The 16191-nt window shown below is 66.5% G+C and carries 13 protein-coding genes; 7 read left to right on the top strand and 6 right to left on the bottom strand.

Annotated elements, in window-relative coordinates:
- The first annotated feature begins 321 nt into the window (after positions 1–321).
- Positions 322–1929 (top strand): multicopper oxidase family protein, encoded by a 1608-nt coding sequence (locus GD429_RS25825; protein WP_152861098.1) that lies wholly within the window; start codon positions 322–324, stop codon positions 1927–1929.
- A gap of 181 nt (positions 1930–2110) precedes the next feature.
- Here the strand turns inward: GD429_RS25825 and GD429_RS25830 are convergent, their stop codons facing one another.
- Positions 2111–2314, bottom strand: a complete 204-nt coding sequence (locus GD429_RS25830; RefSeq protein ID WP_006478030.1) for a cold-shock protein — start codon at positions 2312–2314, stop codon at positions 2111–2113.
- A gap of 544 nt (positions 2315–2858) precedes the next feature.
- Here GD429_RS25830 and clpS point away from each other — a divergent pair.
- The 4 genes from clpS to GD429_RS25855 all read left to right on the top strand — a co-directional run bounded on the left by clpS (position 2859) and on the right by GD429_RS25855 (position 7855).
- Positions 2859–3173 carry an ATP-dependent Clp protease adapter ClpS gene (gene clpS / locus GD429_RS25840; RefSeq protein ID WP_006398529.1) on the top strand — a complete coding sequence of 105 codons (315 nt, stop codon included), beginning with the start codon at positions 2859–2861 and terminating at the stop codon, positions 3171–3173.
- Positions 3170–5470 carry an ATP-dependent Clp protease ATP-binding subunit ClpA gene (clpA, locus tag GD429_RS25845; RefSeq protein ID WP_011657720.1) on the top strand — a complete coding sequence of 767 codons (2301 nt, stop codon included), beginning with the start codon at positions 3170–3172 and terminating at the stop codon, positions 5468–5470. The genes clpS and clpA overlap by 4 nt, the downstream gene beginning before the upstream one ends.
- A gap of 103 nt (positions 5471–5573) precedes the next feature.
- A complete protein-coding gene (locus GD429_RS25850) occupies positions 5574–6953 on the top strand; it encodes an amino acid permease (protein ID WP_174419986.1) in 1380 nt (459 codons plus the stop codon).
- A 131-nt stretch (positions 6954–7084) separates the two neighbouring features.
- Positions 7085–7855, top strand: coding sequence for a hypothetical protein (locus GD429_RS25855; protein ID WP_152861104.1), 771 nt, complete (start codon positions 7085–7087; stop codon positions 7853–7855).
- 58 nt (positions 7856–7913) lie between these two features.
- On the opposite strand, the gene dut is transcribed toward GD429_RS25855, so the two are convergent.
- From dut to GD429_RS25880, 5 genes are all read right to left on the bottom strand, one after another.
- On the bottom strand, positions 7914–8360 hold the full coding sequence (gene dut, locus GD429_RS25860; protein WP_065499366.1) for a dUTP diphosphatase: 447 nt from the start codon (positions 8358–8360) through the stop codon (positions 7914–7916).
- A 55-nt stretch (positions 8361–8415) separates the two neighbouring features.
- Positions 8416–9627: a bifunctional phosphopantothenoylcysteine decarboxylase/phosphopantothenate--cysteine ligase CoaBC gene (gene coaBC / locus GD429_RS25865; protein ID WP_152861106.1), complete on the bottom strand. Its 1212-nt coding sequence runs from the start codon at positions 9625–9627 to the stop codon at positions 8416–8418.
- A 67-nt stretch (positions 9628–9694) separates the two neighbouring features.
- Entirely contained in the window at positions 9695–10195 is a 501-nt protein-coding gene (gene lspA / locus GD429_RS25870; protein ID WP_047898830.1) for a signal peptidase II, read from the bottom strand.
- 2 nt (positions 10196–10197) lie between these two features.
- On the bottom strand, positions 10198–13035 hold the full coding sequence (gene ileS, locus GD429_RS25875) for an isoleucine--tRNA ligase (protein ID WP_152861108.1): 2838 nt from the start codon (positions 13033–13035) through the stop codon (positions 10198–10200).
- Positions 13036–13136: 101 nt separating this feature from the next.
- Positions 13137–14129: a bifunctional riboflavin kinase/FAD synthetase gene (locus tag GD429_RS25880; protein WP_321574871.1), complete on the bottom strand. Its 993-nt coding sequence runs from the start codon at positions 14127–14129 to the stop codon at positions 13137–13139.
- 122 nt (positions 14130–14251) lie between these two features.
- Between GD429_RS25880 and purN the strand changes: the two genes are divergently transcribed.
- Positions 14252–14914 (top strand): phosphoribosylglycinamide formyltransferase, encoded by a 663-nt coding sequence (gene purN, locus GD429_RS25885; protein ID WP_152861111.1) that lies wholly within the window; start codon positions 14252–14254, stop codon positions 14912–14914.
- Positions 14911–16173, top strand: coding sequence for an RsmB/NOP family class I SAM-dependent RNA methyltransferase (locus GD429_RS25890; RefSeq protein ID WP_152861113.1), 1263 nt, complete (start codon positions 14911–14913; stop codon positions 16171–16173). The genes purN and GD429_RS25890 overlap by 4 nt, the downstream gene beginning before the upstream one ends.
- Positions 16174–16191: the final 18 nt, after the last annotated feature.

Below are 16191 nucleotides of genomic sequence, written 5' to 3' on the forward strand. Positions count from 1 at the left end.
CGCCAATGCCGGGGCGAACGGCCGGCGCCAAGCGGTAAGCCCGGAGTCCGGGATCGGAGCGGATGAGAGTGGCGGCGGCGGTCGCCGATGAGCGGGTGTGCATCGCTGATCGACGATGCCGGTCGATGCGTGTCGAACCCGGCTCGGCAGCGCCGCGCACTGTGGCGCATCGCCGCCCGACCGGCGGCGGCGCGTTTCGACGGGGGCTCGCGGTTATGATGACGCGGGTATCAGGTTTCGCGTCGCACATCGGCATTCGAGCCGGCCGGCGCGGGCGTCGCGGCTGCCGCGCGACGCAGCATGGATAACGAGGAACGATTGATGATACGGAGAACCTTCCTGTCGCGCGCCATCGGTGTCGCGGTCGCGTCGCTGTTCGCGCGCACTGCTTGGGCGCAGCATGCCGGTCATGAGGGCATGGCCGGCATGGATTCGATGGACGACATGCCCGGCATGGCGGGCATGTCGGGGATGTCGGGTCATGCGCAGCACGGCAAGCCCGCGCAGGCCGCGCTCGCGGCCGCCGACGCGCTGCCGGCCGGCGCGCCGCTCGCCGCGTTGCGTACGCTCGCGAACGAAAGCCGCGAGCCCGGCACGTTCCGGGCCACGCTGGTGGCGCAGCCCGTTGCGCGTCCGATGCTGCACGGTGCACGGCCGACCACTTTCTGGCAGTTCGGCGCGGGCACGCAGGGCCCCGTCGTCGGGCCGCTGATCGACGTGCGCGAGGGCGATACGGTCGAGATCAGGTTCGTGAACAAGCTGCCGCAGCCGTCGACGATCCACTGGCACGGGCTGCCCGTGCCGCCCGACCAGGACGGCAATCCGTCCGATCCGGTCGCGCCCGGCGCGTCGCGCGTGTACCGCTTCACGCTGCCGAAGGGCAGCGCCGGCACCTACTGGTACCACCCGCATCCGCACATGATGACGGCCGAGCAGGTGTTTCGCGGGCTGGCCGGCCCGTTCGTGGTGCGCGCCGCGGACGATCCGCTCGCCGGCTGGCCCGAGCGGAACCTGTTCGTGTCGGATCTGAAGCTTGCGCGCGACGGCACGATTGCACCGAACGACATGATGGACTGGATGAACGGCCGTGAAGGTCAGTTCGTGCTGGTCAACGGCGCACGCCGGCCGCGGATCGACGTTGCCGGCGACGAGCGCTGGCGCGTATGGAACGCGTGCAGCGCGCGCTACCTGCGCGTCGCGTTAGACGACGGCCGAGCGTTCGAGCACGCGGGCACCGACGGCGGGCTGTTCGACGCGCCGCGCCGCGTGACGTCGCTGCTGATTGCGCCGGGCGAGCGCGCGGAGTTGCTGGTGCGCGCCTGCGACCGCGCGTCGCGTGCGGTGCTGCAGGCGGCCGAATACGACCGCCGCAAGATGGCGATGTCGCACGACGACGGCCACGGCAGCCTGCCGCCCGATCCGTCGCTGGCGCTGGCCGATGTCGCGTTTGCGCCCGCCGAGGCGCGCGCGCTGCCCGCCACGCTGCGCGCGGTGCCACCGCTGGGCGAACCGGTTGCGCACAAGACGGTCGCGTTCGGCGAAGAAATGGACATGGACGCGATGATGAAGGGCGCGGCGCACGGCCGCCCGGCCGGCATGCGCTTCACGATCAACGACCAGACCTATGCGCCGCACCGCGCGACGCTGACGAGCCGTCGCGGCGACGTCGAACGGTGGGAGATCCGCAATGCCACCGACATGGATCATCCGTTCCACCTGCACGGCACGCAGTTCCAGGTGATCGAGCGCGCGTCGGGCGGTTCGCGCACGGCCGAACCGTTCCGCGCATGGCGCGATACCGTGAACGTACGCAGCGGCGAAACCGTGACGATTCTCGTCACGCAAGACATGCCCGGCGAGCGCATGTTTCATTGCCACATTCTCGAACACGAGGATCTCGGCATGATGGGCACCTTGAAGGTCGTGTAACGAAGGCGCTAATGTGTTTCACATGCCGGATCAGTTTCCGATCTGCATGCGTGACAAGACAATACGTGTTCAATAATCGGGATTGAACGAAAAGGCCGGCCAATCGATAATCGATTGGCCGGCCTCAAAAAAAGAAACCCGGCGCATTGCGCCGGGTTTCTTCGTCCGATATCCGATGCCTTTATGCGGCCTGGATGTTCGACGCTTGCTTGCCCTTCGGTCCCTGAACGACGTCAAAGCTCACCTTCTGGCCTTCCTTCAGCGTCTTGAAGCCATTCATGGTGATAGCCGAGAAGTGAGCAAACAGATCCTCACCGCCCTCGTCGGGAGTGATGAAACCGAAGCCCTTCGCGTCGTTGAACCACTTAACGATACCAGTTGCCATACCTACTTCCCCTGTCACACAGTCGCTGCTACTTACCACGAGCACGCTCGAAAAGCTAAACGACCGGAAAATGCAGCCGTTCCCCCCTCACAAGCTCACCTCGGCCTCTTTCATTTCGCCAACCGGCAATATGAAAAAAGTGCCAGCTTGATTGTTGGCGCTCTTTATTGGAGTGTCAAGAGGAATTTTTAGACGTATGGAGGGCCGTTGTAAAGAACCCATTTTCAGGGTTTTTCCGGCTTTGCTTCGCAGCATGCGGCCAAGCGCGGGGACTTGAAAAGCCGCATAATCGGCTCATATACCAGGCTCGAGTGACACGCGTTCGAGTCGTCCCGGCTTGTGGGATACTGGATGCGGATGCGACGTTCCGGTGCGGTTCCCCCTGACGGTTCGTGTTCCGCGCCACGCGTGAAAGCCGGCACCGCAGCCGGCTTTCGTATGGCGCGAAGACGATCGCGTGTTCCGGGATACCGGGGAGGGCGCCGGCCGCTCGGTCGGGTAATGGCAGGATTGCGGGCCTGTCCGAGTTGTTTAGAATGGGTGTATGGCGATTATCCCGGACAAGCAGGACAGTACCGTCCTGGAACGCAAGCAGCAGAAGCTCAAGCCGCCTTCGATGTACAAGGTGGTGCTGCTGAACGACGACTTCACGCCGATGGAGTTCGTCGTGATGGTGGTCCAGGAGTATTTCAAGAAGGATCGCGAGACGGCCACGCAGATCATGCTGAAGGTCCATCGCGAAGGGCGAGGGGTTTGTGGGGTCTATACGCGGGACATCGCGTCGACCAAGGTTGAGCAAGTCGTTACCCATGCGCGGCAGGCCGGGCATCCGCTGCAGTGCGTGATGGAGGAAGCATGATTGCCCAGGAATTGGAAGTCAGCCTGCACATGGCGTTCATGGAAGCACGCCAGGCGCGCCATGAGTTCATTACGGTCGAGCATCTGCTGCTGGCCCTGCTGGATAATCCGACGGCAGCCGAGGTGTTGCGCGCGTGCGCGGCAAACATCGAGGACCTGCGTCAGAACCTGCGCAATTTCATCCACGACAACACACCTACCGTCCCGGGCACCGACGACGTCGATACCCAGCCGACGCTCGGTTTCCAGCGCGTGATCCAGCGCGCGATCATGCACGTCCAGTCGACGTCGAACGGCAAGAAGGAAGTGACCGGCGCGAACGTGCTGGTCGCGATCTTCGGCGAGAAGGATTCGCACGCGGTGTACTACCTGCAGCAGCAGGGCGTCACGCGCCTCGACGTCGTGAACTTCATTTCGCACGGCATCGCGAAGACGAACGGCGGCGAGGCCGCCAAGTCGACCGACGCGAACGCGGAAAGCGAAGACGCGAATGCGCAGAAGGAAACGCCGCTCGCGCAGTTCACGCAGAACCTGAACCAGATGGCGAAGGACGGCCGCATCGATCCGCTGATCGGTCGTGAGCCCGAGGTCGAGCGCGTCGTGCAGGTGCTGTGCCGCCGCCGCAAGAACAATCCGCTGCTCGTCGGCGAGGCCGGCGTCGGCAAGACCGCGATCGCGGAAGGGCTCGCCTATCGCATCACGCGCGGCGAAGTGCCCGACATCCTCGCGAATGCGCAGGTCTACTCGCTCGACATGGGCGCATTGCTCGCGGGCACCAAGTATCGCGGCGATTTCGAGCAGCGCCTGAAGACGGTGCTGAAGGAACTGAAGGAGCGCCCGCACGCGATCCTTTTCATCGACGAGATCCATACGCTGATTGGCGCGGGCGCCGCGTCGGGCGGCACGCTCGATGCGTCGAACCTGCTGAAGCCGGCGCTGTCGTCGGGCACGCTCAAGTGCATCGGTGCGACCACGTTCACCGAGTATCGCGGCATCTTCGAGAAGGACGCGGCGCTGTCGCGGCGCTTCCAGAAGGTCGACGTGACGGAGCCGACCGTCGAGCAGACGGTCGCGATCCTGCGCGGGCTGAAGTCGCGCTTCGAGGAGCATCACGGCGTCAAGTATTCGTCGGGTGCGCTGTCGGCCGCAGCCGAACTGTCGGCGCGCTTCATCACCGACCGTCACCTGCCGGACAAGGCGATCGACGTGATCGACGAGGCGGGCGCCGCGCAGCGCATCCTGCCGAAGTCGAAGCAGAAGAAGACGATCGGCAAGAGCGAGATCGAGGAAATCATCTCGAAGATCGCGCGCGTGCCGGCGCAGAGCGTGTCGCAGGACGATCGCAGCAAGCTGCAGACGCTCGACCGCGACCTGAAGAGCGTCGTGTTCGGCCAGGATCCTGCGATCGACGCGCTGGCGGCATCGATCAAGATGGCGCGCGCGGGCCTCGGCAAGATGGACAAGCCGATCGGTTCGTTCCTGTTCTCCGGCCCGACCGGCGTCGGCAAGACCGAAGTGGCGCGCCAGCTCGCGTTCACGCTCGGCATCGAGCTGATCCGCTTCGACATGTCGGAGTATATGGAGCGTCATGCGGTGAGCCGCCTGATCGGCGCGCCGCCGGGCTACGTCGGGTTCGACCAGGGCGGGCTGCTGACCGAAGCCGTCACGAAGAAGCCGCATTGCGTGCTGCTGCTCGACGAAATCGAGAAGGCGCACCCGGACATCTTCAACGTGCTGCTGCAGGTGATGGACCACGGCACGCTGACGGACAACAACGGCCGCAAGGCGGATTTCCGCAACGTCATCATCATCATGACGACGAACGCGGGTGCCGAATCGATGCAGAAGGCGACGATCGGCTTCACGACGCGCCGCGAAACGGGCGACGAGATGACCGACATCAAGCGCCTGTTCACGCCGGAGTTCCGCAACCGCCTGGATTCGATCATCAGCTTCCGCTCGCTCGATGAGGAAATCATCATGCGCGTGGTCGACAAGTTCCTGATCCAGCTCGAGGAGCAGCTGCACGAGAAGAAGGTCGACGCGCTCTTCACCGACGCGTTGCGCAAGCATCTCGCGAAGCACGGCTTCGACCCGCTGATGGGCGCGCGGCCGATGCAGCGGCTGATCCAGGATACGATCCGTCGTGCGCTGGCCGACGAGCTGCTGTTCGGCAAGCTCGTCAACGGCGGTCACGTGACCGTCGACGTCGACGAAAACGACAAGGTGCAGTTGTCGTTCGACAAGCTGGCGAATCCGCCGCACAAGCCGAATGAAGAGACGGTCGAAGTCGAGTAAGCGATAATTCGTTGTTCATGCGAACGGCGCGGGAAGTTCTCCGCGCCGTTTCGTTTTATCCGGCGCCGGCGGCGCAATGGTGGTGCAGGGGAGTGGTAACGCAGTGACACAACAACAACGGTCGTTCGACAACATCGTCGCGCGCGAACAAGGGTTGCGCCACGCGCTGACGTCGGGGCAGATGGCGATGATCGCGATCGGCGGCGCGATCGGCACGGGGCTGTTCCTCGGCAGCGGGTTCGCGATCGGGCTCGCCGGCCCGAGCGTGCTGGTCTCGTATGCGATCGGCGCATTGATCGCGCTGCTGCTGATGGGCGCGCTCGCGGAAATGACCGTCGCGCATCCGACGGCCGGCTCGTTCGGCGCGTATGCCGAACACTACGTCGGCCCGCTCGCGGGCTTTCTGGTGCGTTATGCGTACTGGTTCGCGGTCGTGTTCGCGATCGGCACCGAGATCAGCGCGATTGCCGTGTTCATGAAGTACTGGTTTCCGGCCGTGCCTGGCTGGTACTGGGTGATCGGCTTTTCCGCGCTGCTGATCGCCGTGAACCTCGCGAGCGTCACGCTGTACGGCTCGGTCGAATATGCGTTCTCGCTGCTGAAGATCGCGGCGATCGTCGTGTTCATCGTGCTCGGCGCGTCCCTCGTGTGGTCGGCGCCGGCCGCATCGGGCATCGGCTTCGCGAACTACACCGCGCACGGCGGCTTCATGCCGAAGGGGCCGTGGGGCACCTGGGTCGCGGTGATCGTCGCGATCTTCAGCTACATGAGCATCGAGGCCGTCGCGATCGCAGCCGGCGAGGCGCGCGATCCGCAGCACGCGGTCACGCGCGCGTTCCGCTCGACGGTGTTCCGGCTGGTACTGTTCTACCTGCTGACGCTGTCGCTGATGCTCGCGATCGTGCCGTGGACGCAGGCCGGCACCGACGAAAGCCCGTTCGTGAAGGTGATGGCCGCGACGCACGTGCCGTACGCGGCGGGTGTGATCAACTTCGTGCTGCTGATCGCGGCGCTGTCGGCGATGAACAGCCAGCTCTACGTGACGACGCGGATGATGTTCAGCCTGTCGCGCGCACGGCTCGCGCCCGCGGTGTTCGGCCGGCTCGGCACGAACGGCGTGCCGCGTGCGGCGCTGTGGATCTCGACGAGCGGCGTCGCGGTGGCGGCCGTGCTAGTCGCGCTGGCGCCCGACACGGCGTTCACCGTGATGATGGCGATCGCGATGTTCGGCGCGCTGTTCACATGGCTGATGATCTTCGTCACGCACCTGTGCTTCCGTTCGCAGTATCGCGGCCCGGCGCTCCCGTTCCGGATGTGGGGTCACCCGTTCGGCGGCCTGCTCGGCGCGGGGCTCGTCGCGGCGATCCTGTTCACGACCGCGTTCACGCGCGAATTCCGGATGACGATGGTGGTCGGTGTCGTGTTCGTCGTGCTGCTGACGCTCGCGTATGCGCTGCACTATCGGCACCAGCACGCACGCTGACGGCGCCCGCCGGCCATTCCGTTCTTCACATTCGCTAAGGTTCCGTTAAGCCGGCGGCGACTACATTCGATCCTGTCTGCAACGCGAGCCGGCACGCGCCGGCTCGCCGCTTTCCTGCAAAAGGGGTTCGAATGAACAAACTTCCCGAAATCACGCTTGCGTTCTGGATCATGAAGATCTGCGCGACGACGCTCGGCGAAACCGGCGGCGACCTGCTGTCGATGACGCTGAACGTCGGTTATGCGGTGAGCTCGATCCTGCTGTTCGGCTTCTTTCTCGTGACGCTGGGCACGCAGCTCAAGACGACGGCCTATCGCCCGGCGATCTACTGGGCCGTGATCGTCGCGACGAGCACGGCCGGCACGACGATGTCCGACTTCATGGACCGTACGCTCGGCCTCGGTTATGCGGCCGGCTCGTCGATCCTCGTCGCGATCCTGCTGGCGATCTTCGCGGTCTGGCGGCTCAGCGGCGAATCGCTGTCGGTCGACCTGATCCGCACGCGCAAGGTCGAGTTGCTGTACTGGATCGCGATCCTGTTCTCGAACACGCTCGGCACCGCGCTCGGCGACTTCCTCGCGGATAGCTCGGGCCTCGGTTTCGGCGGCGGCGCGCTGCTGATCGGTGGGTTGCTTGCGGTGATCGTGCTCGCGCACTATTTCACGCGGATTTCCGGCGTGCTGCTGTTCTGGGCCGCGTTCGTGCTCACGCGCCCGTTCGGCGCGACGGTCGGCGACCTGCTGACGAAGCCGGTCGCGAAGGGCGGCCTCGCGCTCGGTACGGTCGGCTCGTCGGCCGTGCTGCTCGGCGTGCTGGTCGCGTTGGTGATCCATGCGAGCATCGCGCAGGCGCGACGACGCGAACCGGTACCCGCGCGAATCGCGCAGCCGGCCGGCGAATGACGGCGATCGACGGCGAACGAAAAAAAGGGCCTCGCGGCCCTTTTTTGTGTTGCGTCGTTCAGTGACGGCCGGTGCTGCCGAAGCCGCCTGCGCCGCGATCGCTTTCCGCGAAGTCGTCGACGATGTTGAACTGCGCCTGCACGACCGGCACGATCACGAGCTGCGCGAGCCGTTCGAACGGGTTCAGCACGAACTCGGTCTGGCCGCGATTCCACGTCGAGACCATCAACTGGCCCTGATAGTCGGAGTCGATCAGGCCGACGAGGTTGCCGAGCACGATCCCGTGCTTGTGGCCGAGGCCCGAGCGCGGCAGGATCAGCGCCGCATAGCCGGGGTCGGCGAGGTGGATCGCAAGGCCGGTCGGCACGAGCGTCGTTTCGCCCGGCTGCAGCGTGACCGGCGCGTCGAGGCATGCGCGCAGGTCGAGGCCCGCGCTGCCGGTGGTCGCATAGGCGGGCAGGTAGTCGCGCATGCGCGCGTCGAGAATCTTCAGGTCGAGTTTCATGCGGTCGTCGAATCGGTCGGGAAGGGCGCGGCGGCGAGAGCCGCCGCGCGGGAGATCAGATCAGGCGATTGTCGGGCAGGCGCTTCGCGATTTCCGCGACGAGCGCATGCGCGAGTTCGTCCTTCGGCGCGCGCGGCAGGCGCGTGAGGCCGGCGGCTTCGAACAGCACGACTTCGTTGTCGTCGCGGCCGAACGTCAGCGGGCCGAGGTTGCCGACGAGCAGCGGCACGTTCTTGCGTTTGCGCTTCTCGTCGCCGTGCACGTCGAGATCGCCGCTTTCGGCCGCGAACCCGACGCAGAACGGCGGATCGGGCAGCGCCGCGACCGACGCCAGGATGTCGGGGTTCTCGACGAATGCGAGTGCCGGCATCTTGCGGTCGGCCGTCTTCTTCATCTTGTGCTCGGCCGGCTGATCGACGCGCCAGTCGGCGACCGCGGCCACCGCGATGAAGATGTCGGCATCGGCGACCGCTTGCATCACCGCGTCGTACATCTGCTGCGCGGTCTGCACGTCCTGTCGGGTCACGCCCCACGGCGTGTCGAGCGCGACCGGCCCCGCGACGAGATGCACGTCGGCGCCGGCCTGCTGCGCGGCGCGCGCGAGCGCGAAGCCCATCTTGCCGCTCGAACGGTTCGTGAGGCCGCGCACCGGGTCGAGCGGTTCGAACGTCGGCCCGGCCGTGATCAGCACGCGCCGGTGCGCGAGCACCTTCGGCGCGAAATGCGAAACGATCGCTTCGTAGATCGCATCGGGTTCGAGCATGCGGCCGTCGCCGACTTCGCCGCACGCCTGCGCGCCCGAATCCGGGCCGAGCACCGACACGCCGTCCGCGCGCAGTTGCGCGACGTTGCGCTGCGTGGCCGGGTTTTGCCACATCTGGCGGTTCATCGCGGGAACGACGAGCAGAGGACAATCGCGCGCGACGCACAGCGTCGACAGCAGGTCGTCCGCGAATCCGTGCGCGAGCTTCGCGAGGAAATCCGTCGACGCGGGCGCGATCACGATCGCGTCGGCTTCGCGCGACAGATCGATGTGCGCCATGTTGTTGTCGATGCGCGCGTCCCACTGGCTCGTGAAGACGGGCCGGCCCGACAGCGCCTGCATCGTGACGGGCGTGATGAATTGCGTGGCGGCGTCGGTCATCGCGACCTGCACGGTCGCGCCGGCCTTCGTGAGCAGCCGCGTGAGCTCGGCGATCTTGTAGCAGGCGATGCCGCCCGTCAGGCCGAGAACGAGGTGTTTTCCTGCGAGTTCTGCGTGTGCCAACTCAGGCCTCCAAGGGTCAAACGGGACGGCCGGCGCGAGGCCGGCCGTCGACGCCGAGTATGCGCGCTTAGCGCGAGCCGCGCACGCGACGCAGTTCGTCGTAGATCAGCAGCACCGCGCCGACCGTGATCGCGGAATCGGCGAGGTTGAACGCCGGGAAGTGCCAGGCGCCGAGGTGGAAATCGAGGAAGTCGATCACGTGGCCGTACACGAGTCGGTCGATCACGTTGCCGAGCGCGCCGCCGAGGATCAGCGCGAGCGATACGCTGAACAGCCGCTGGTGGCCGTGGCGCTTCAGCAGGAAGCAGATCACGAGCGTCGCGCCGATGCCGAGCGCGGTGAACGCCCAGCGCTGCCAGCCGCTCGCGGTCGACAGGAAGCCGAACGCGGCGCCGCGGTTGTACACCAGCACGAGGTTGAAGAACGACGTCAGCGCATGCTGCGCGCCGTACGCGAACGTTTTCAGGATCGCGATCTTCGACAGTTGATCGAACAGGATCACGATCAGCGAAATGCCGAGCCAGGGCGCAAGCGCGCCGCTGGCCGGCTTCGACAGGGTTTTCGCCATATTTAAGCAGCGCTCCGGATTTCGCCGTTTTCAAAGAGGTTCGAGAAGCAGCGGCCGCACAGCGTCGGATGATCGGCATGCGCGCCGACATCTTCGCGGTAGTGCCAGCAGCGTTCGCACTTCTGGTACTTCGAGGCGGCCACGTCGACGCTTTCCTGCGCTTCGTCGTCGACCTTGACGACCGTCGCGGCCGACGTGATCAGCACGAACTTCAGGTCTTCGCCGAGGCTCGTGAGCGCGTCGTAGCGCGCGCCGCTCGCGTGCACGGCCACTTCGGCCTGCAGCGACGAACCGATGCGGTTCGCGGTGCGCGCTTCCTCGAGCGCTTTCGTCACGTTGCCGCGCACGTCGCGCAGCAGCGCCCACTTCTCGATCAGCGCGGCCGAGCCGGCGACTTCCGGATACGCATAGTAGGTTTCCGTGAAGATCGTGTCGCTGGCCGGCTGGAACACCTTCCATGCCTCTTCGGCCGTGAACGACAGGAACGGCGCGAGCACGCGCAACAGGCCGTGCGTCAGGTGGTACAGCGCCGTCTGTGCGGAGCGGCGTGCGCGCGAATCGGTCGCGCTCGTGTACAGGCGATCCTTCAGCACGTCGAGGTAGAAGCCGCCGAGATCTTCCGAGCAGTACGTCTGCAGCTTCGCGACGACCGGGTGGAATTCGTACTTCTCGTAATGGCCGAGCAGTTCCGCCTGCAGTTGCGCCGAGAACGCGACCGCATAACGGTCGATCTCGAGCCATTCGCCGACCGGCACCGCGTGCTGCGCGTAGTCGAAGTCCGACAGGTTCGCGAGCAGGAAGCGCAGCGTGTTGCGGATGCGGCGATAACCTTCGGTCACGCGCTTCAGGATTTCCTCGGAGATCGCGAGCTCGCCCGAGTAGTCGGTCGACGCGATCCACAGGCGGATGATTTCCGCGCCGAGGCGGTTCGCGACTTCATGCGGGTCGATGCCGTTGCCGAGCGACTTGCTCATCTTGCGGCCTTCGCCGTCGACGGTGAAGCCGTGCGTGAGCAGGCCTTTGTACGGTGCGTGGCCGTCGATCATCGACGCGGTCAGCAGCGACGAGTGGAACCAGCCGCGATGCTGGTCCGAGCCTTCGAGGTACAGGTCGGCCGGGAACTGCAGTTGATCCTTGTGCGAGCCGCGCAGCACGTGCCAGTGCGTCGTGCCCGAATCGAACCACACGTCGAGCGTGTCGCGGTTCTTTTCGTACAGGTTCGTGTCGTCGCCGATCAGCTCGCGCGGGTCGAGCGTCTGCCACGCCTCGATGCCCGACTGCTCGACGCGCTTCGCGACTTCCTCGAGCAGCTCGAGCGTGCGCGGGTGCAGCTCGCCGGTTTCCTTGTGCACGAAGAACGCCATCGGCACGCCCCATTGGCGCTGGCGCGACAGCGTCCAGTCGGGACGGTTCGCGATCATGCTGAACAGGCGCTGCTTGCCCCACGACGGGTAGAACGCGGTCGCGTCGACGCCTTCGAGCGCCGTTTCGCGCAGCGTCTTGCCGCCGTCGCGCGGCGTCACGTCCATGCCGGCGAACCACTGCGACGTCGCGCGGTAGATGATCGGCGTCTTGTGGCGCCAGCAGTGCATGTAGCTGTGCGTGTACTTCTCGCTGCGCAGCAGCGAGCCGGCCGCGTTCAGCGCGTCGACGATCTTCGGGTTCGCGTCCCAGATCGACAGGCCGCCGAACAGCGGCAGCGATTCGATATAGCGGCCGTCGCCCATCACCGGGTTGATGAAGTCCGAATCGGTCATCCCGTGCGCCTTGCAGGACATGAAGTCCTCGATGCCGTACGCGGGCGACGAGTGCACGACGCCGGTACCCGTGTCGGTCGTCACGTAGTCGCCGAGGTAGACGGGCGCGGTGCGCTTGTAGCCGGGGTGGGCCGGTGCGAGCGGGTGGTGGAAGCGCAGGTTCGCGAGCTTCACGCCCGGCGTGGTCGCGACGACGCGGCCCGTCAGCTTGAACTCTTCCATGCATGCGGCGACGCGCTCTTCCGCGATGATCAGCAGCCCGCGCTCGGTGTCGACCAGCGCGTAGACGATTTCCGGATGGAGGTTCAGCGCCTGGTTCGCCGGGATCGTCCACGGCGTGGTGGTCCAGATCACGATGCCGCCTTCGGCGCGCGGCAGTGCCGGCAAGCCGAACGCGTGAGCGGTCTTTTCCGGCTCCGCGAATGCGAACATCACGTCGATCGTCGGATCGGTGCGGTCCTTGTACTCGACTTCCGCTTCCGCGAGCGCCGAGCCGCAGTCGAAGCACCAGTTCACCGGCTTCAGCCCGCGATACACATAACCCTTCTCGATGATCTTGCCGAGCGCGCGGATCTCTTCCGCCTCGTTGACGAAGTTCATCGTCTTGTACAGGTTGGCCCAGTCGCCGAGTACACCGAGGCGCTTGAAGCCGACCTTCTGCTTCTCGATCTGCTCGGTCGCGTACGCGCGCGCCTTGCTCATCACTTCGGCCGCCGGCAGCGACTTGCCGAACTGCTTCTCGATCTGGATCTCGATCGGCATCCCGTGGCAATCCCAGCCCGGCACGTACGGCGCGTCGAAGCCGGCCATGTTGCGCGACTTGACGACGATGTCCTTCAGGATCTTGTTGACGGCGTGGCCGAGGTGGATGTCGCCGTTCGCATACGGCGGGCCGTCGTGCAGGATGAACTTCGGCCGGCCCTTGCTGGCCGCGCGGATCTTCTCGTAGATGCCGCGCTCTTCCCATTCCTTGACCCATTGCGGCTCGCGCTTGGGCAGGTCGCCGCGCATCGGGAACGGCGTGTCGAGCAGGTTGACCGGATACTTGGCCTGCGGTTTCGAATCGGCTTTCTTGTTGCTCATGATGGGATCGCTATCAAATCGGGGGACGCTCGTGCGTCGTGAATCGGGTATGCGCGCGAGTGTGCGGCGCGTGGGTGCGGCGCGGGGCGCCGCCGTCCGGATCAGCTAATTCGGTCGGTTGCCGACGTCGAGAAGCCCGTTGCGCGGCTGCCCGGCGCACGGTCGCGCTCGACGAAGTACGCGCGCGCATTCGCAACGTCCAGTGCGATCGCGCGCGACAGCGCCTCGAGATCGTCGAATTTCGCTTCGTCGCGCAGCTTCTTCAGGAATTCGACGCGGATGAGCTTGCCGTATGCATCGCCGTGCCAGTCGAGCAGGTGGACTTCGAGCAGCACGCGGCCCGAATCGTCGACGGTCGGGCGCAGGCCGAGGCTCGCGACGCCCGGCAGCGGAGCGGGGCCGAGGCCGTGCACCTGCACGACGAAGATGCCCGCGAGCGCCGGCCGCTTGTGCGCGATCGGCAGGTTCAGCGTCGGGAAGCCGAGGTCGCGGCCGAGCTTCAGCCCGTGTGCGACGTGGCCGCTGATCGCATAACCGTGGCCGAGCGCCTGCGCGGCCGCGTCGAGATCGCCGGCCGCGAGCGCGGCGCGCACGCCCGAGCTCGAGATGCGCGTGCCGTCGCTGCCGGCCACCGTGCCCATCTGCTCGACTTCGAAGCCGTATTGCTCGCCGGCAGCCTTCAGCGTGTCGAAGGTGCCCGCGCGTTTCGCGCCGTAGCAGAAATCGTCGCCGACCATCATCCAGCGCGTGTGCAGCCCATTCACCAGCGTGCGCTCGACGAACGCCTGCGGCGACTGGCTCGCGAACGTGTGGTTGAAGTGCTCGACGACCACGCGGTCGACGCCATGCTCGCGCAGCGCCTCGAGCTTGTCGCGCAGCATCGCGATGCGCGACGGCGCGCCGGCCGGGTTGAAGAATTCGCGCGGGTGCGGCTCGAAAGTCATCACGCACACGGGCAGGCCGCGCACGTCCGCTGCCGCGCGCACGCGCGCGAGCAGGGCCTGGTGGCCGCGATGGACACCGTCGAAGTTGCCGATCGTCAGCGCGCACGGGGCGCGGCTCTCGGCGTTGGGCAGGCCGCGGAAGACTTTCACGATAGCGGATGCAGCGTCGGGGATTGGGCGGTGGGATGCCGCAAAGCAGAAGATTATAAACGTTCGGGCGGGCCGGCGGCCGAGAAGGCGGGAAACGCGGGGGCGAATGGTAAAATTCGCGGATGAAAAAACTCGTGATCCTGATTTCCGGTCGCGGCAGCAACATGGAGGCCATCGTTCGCGCGTGCGCGCAGGAACGCTGGCCGGCCGAGGTCGCTGCCGTGATCGCCAACCGGCCCGATGCGGCCGGCCTGGCTTTTGCCGCGTCGCACGGGGTGGCGACCGCGGTGGTCGACCACCGGTCGTTCGACGGCCGTGACAGCTTCGACGCGGCGCTCGCCGCCGAGATCGACCGCTTTGCCCCCGATCTCGTGGTCCTCGCGGGCTTCATGCGCATCCTCACGCCGGCATTCGTCAGACGATACGAAGGCCGGCTGCTGAACATCCACCCGTCGCTGCTGCCGAGCTTCAAGGGCATCCACACGCACCAGCAGGCGCTCGACGCGGGTGTCGCGCTGCACGGCGCGAGCGTGCACTTCGTGATTCCCGAGCTCGACAGCGGCGCGATCGTCGCGCAGGGTGCGGTGCCGGTGCGCGCAGGCGACGACGCGGCCGCGCTCGCGCGGCGCGTGCTGACGGTCGAGCATGTGTTGTATCCGCGCGCGGTGCGCTGGTTCGTCGAGGGGCGTTTGCGCCTCGAGAACGGCCGGGCAGTGGTGGCGCCGGAAGAGGCGCGCTGGATTTTCGCGGATCAACCGCATACCGAAACGAGTGAGGGCGTATGAAGCTGCACGGATTCCTGATCGGCCAGACCGAGACTTTGCTGGCCGAGGTGCTGAAGTTCGCCGGCCCCGCCGACGCGACGACGAGCCGGTTCTTCCGCGCGCACCCGAAGCTCGGGCATGCCGAGCGCGGCGTGATCGCCGAGGCCGTGTTCGCGGTGCTGCGCCGGAAGATGGAGTTTTCGCATCTGGCCGAGAGCGGCACGGGTACCCCCGCGCGGCGCCTCACGCTGCTCGGCCTGATGCAGACGGCCGGCCGCAATGCGCTGAAGCCGTTCTTGTCCGACACCGAGTCCGCGTGGCTCGAGCACGTGTCGAAGATCGATCCGGCGAGCCTGCCGGTGCGCGTGCGCACGAACCTGCCGGACTGGATCTATCAGGCGCTGTCGGCCCGATTCGACGCGGAGGAGCTCGCGCAGCTCGCCGCCGCGCTGAACTACCCGGCGCCGCTCGACCTGCGCGCCAACGCGCAGAAGGCGACCCGCGACCAGGTGATCGACGCGCTGCGCGCGAACGGCATCGATGCGGGTGCGACGCCGTTCGCGCCGTTCGGCGTGCGCGTGGTCGGCAAGCCGGCGCTGACGCGCCTGAAGCTGTTCGAGGAAGGCGAGATCGAGGTGCAGGACGAGGGTAGCCAGTTGCTGTGCTCGCTGGTCGCACCGCGCCGCGGCGAGATGGTCGTCGATTTCTGCGCGGGCGCGGGCGGCAAGACGCTCGCGTTGGGCGCGATGATGCGCTCGACCGGGCGCCTCTATGCGTTCGACGTGTCGGAAAAGCGCCTTGCGAAGCTGAAGCCGCGCCTCGCGCGCAGCGGGCTGTCGAACGTGAACCCCGTGCTGATCGACAGCGAGCACGACGCGAAGATCAAGCGGCTCGCCGGCAAGATCGACCGCGTGCTGGTCGACGCGCCGTGCAGCGGCCTCGGCACGCTGCGCCGCAATCCGGACCTGAAGTGGCGCCAGACGCGCACGGCGATCGACGAACTGACGCCGAAACAGGCGTCGATCCTCGCGAGCGCCGCGCGCCTCGTGAAGAAGGGCGGCCGGCTCGTCTACGCGACCTGCAGCGTGCTCGACGCCGAGAACGAGCGCATCGTCGAGCAGTTCCTGGCCGACCATCCCGAGTTCGTGCTGGTGCCCGCGCAGAAGGTGCTGGCCGACCAGCGCATCGAGCTCGAGACGGGCGACTACCTGGCGTTGTGGCCGCACCGTCACGCGACCGACGGCTTCTTTGCCGCGGTGCTCGAGCGGCGCGCGCAGTAACGGCGGCCCGGACGGACG

The organism is Burkholderia sp. BE17, from assembly GCF_009362305.1.
In the GTDB taxonomy this organism is placed as follows: Bacteria; Pseudomonadota; Gammaproteobacteria; order Burkholderiales; family Burkholderiaceae; genus Burkholderia; species Burkholderia pyrrocinia_C.

What these genes read in the sequence shown, in the direction of transcription:
- GD429_RS25825 (WP_152861098.1), top strand. Translation starts at nt 322, where the DNA reads ATGATACGGAGAACCTTCCTGTCGCGCGCCATCGGTGTCGCGGTCGCG.
- GD429_RS25830 (WP_006478030.1), bottom strand. Translation starts at nt 2,314, where the DNA reads ATGGCAACTGGTATCGTTAAGTGGTTCAACGACGCGAAGGGCTTCGGT.
- clpS (WP_006398529.1), top strand. Translation starts at nt 2,859, where the DNA reads ATGGCGATTATCCCGGACAAGCAGGACAGTACCGTCCTGGAACGCAAG.
- clpA (WP_011657720.1), top strand. Translation starts at nt 3,170, where the DNA reads ATGATTGCCCAGGAATTGGAAGTCAGCCTGCACATGGCGTTCATGGAA.
- GD429_RS25855 (WP_152861104.1), top strand. Translation starts at nt 7,085, where the DNA reads ATGAACAAACTTCCCGAAATCACGCTTGCGTTCTGGATCATGAAGATC.
- dut (WP_065499366.1), bottom strand. Translation starts at nt 8,360, where the DNA reads ATGAAACTCGACCTGAAGATTCTCGACGCGCGCATGCGCGACTACCTG.
- lspA (WP_047898830.1), bottom strand. Translation starts at nt 10,195, where the DNA reads ATGGCGAAAACCCTGTCGAAGCCGGCCAGCGGCGCGCTTGCGCCCTGG.
- ileS (WP_152861108.1), bottom strand. Translation starts at nt 13,035, where the DNA reads ATGAGCAACAAGAAAGCCGATTCGAAACCGCAGGCCAAGTATCCGGTC.
- purN (WP_152861111.1), top strand. Translation starts at nt 14,252, where the DNA reads ATGAAAAAACTCGTGATCCTGATTTCCGGTCGCGGCAGCAACATGGAG.
- GD429_RS25890 (WP_152861113.1), top strand. Translation starts at nt 14,911, where the DNA reads ATGAAGCTGCACGGATTCCTGATCGGCCAGACCGAGACTTTGCTGGCC.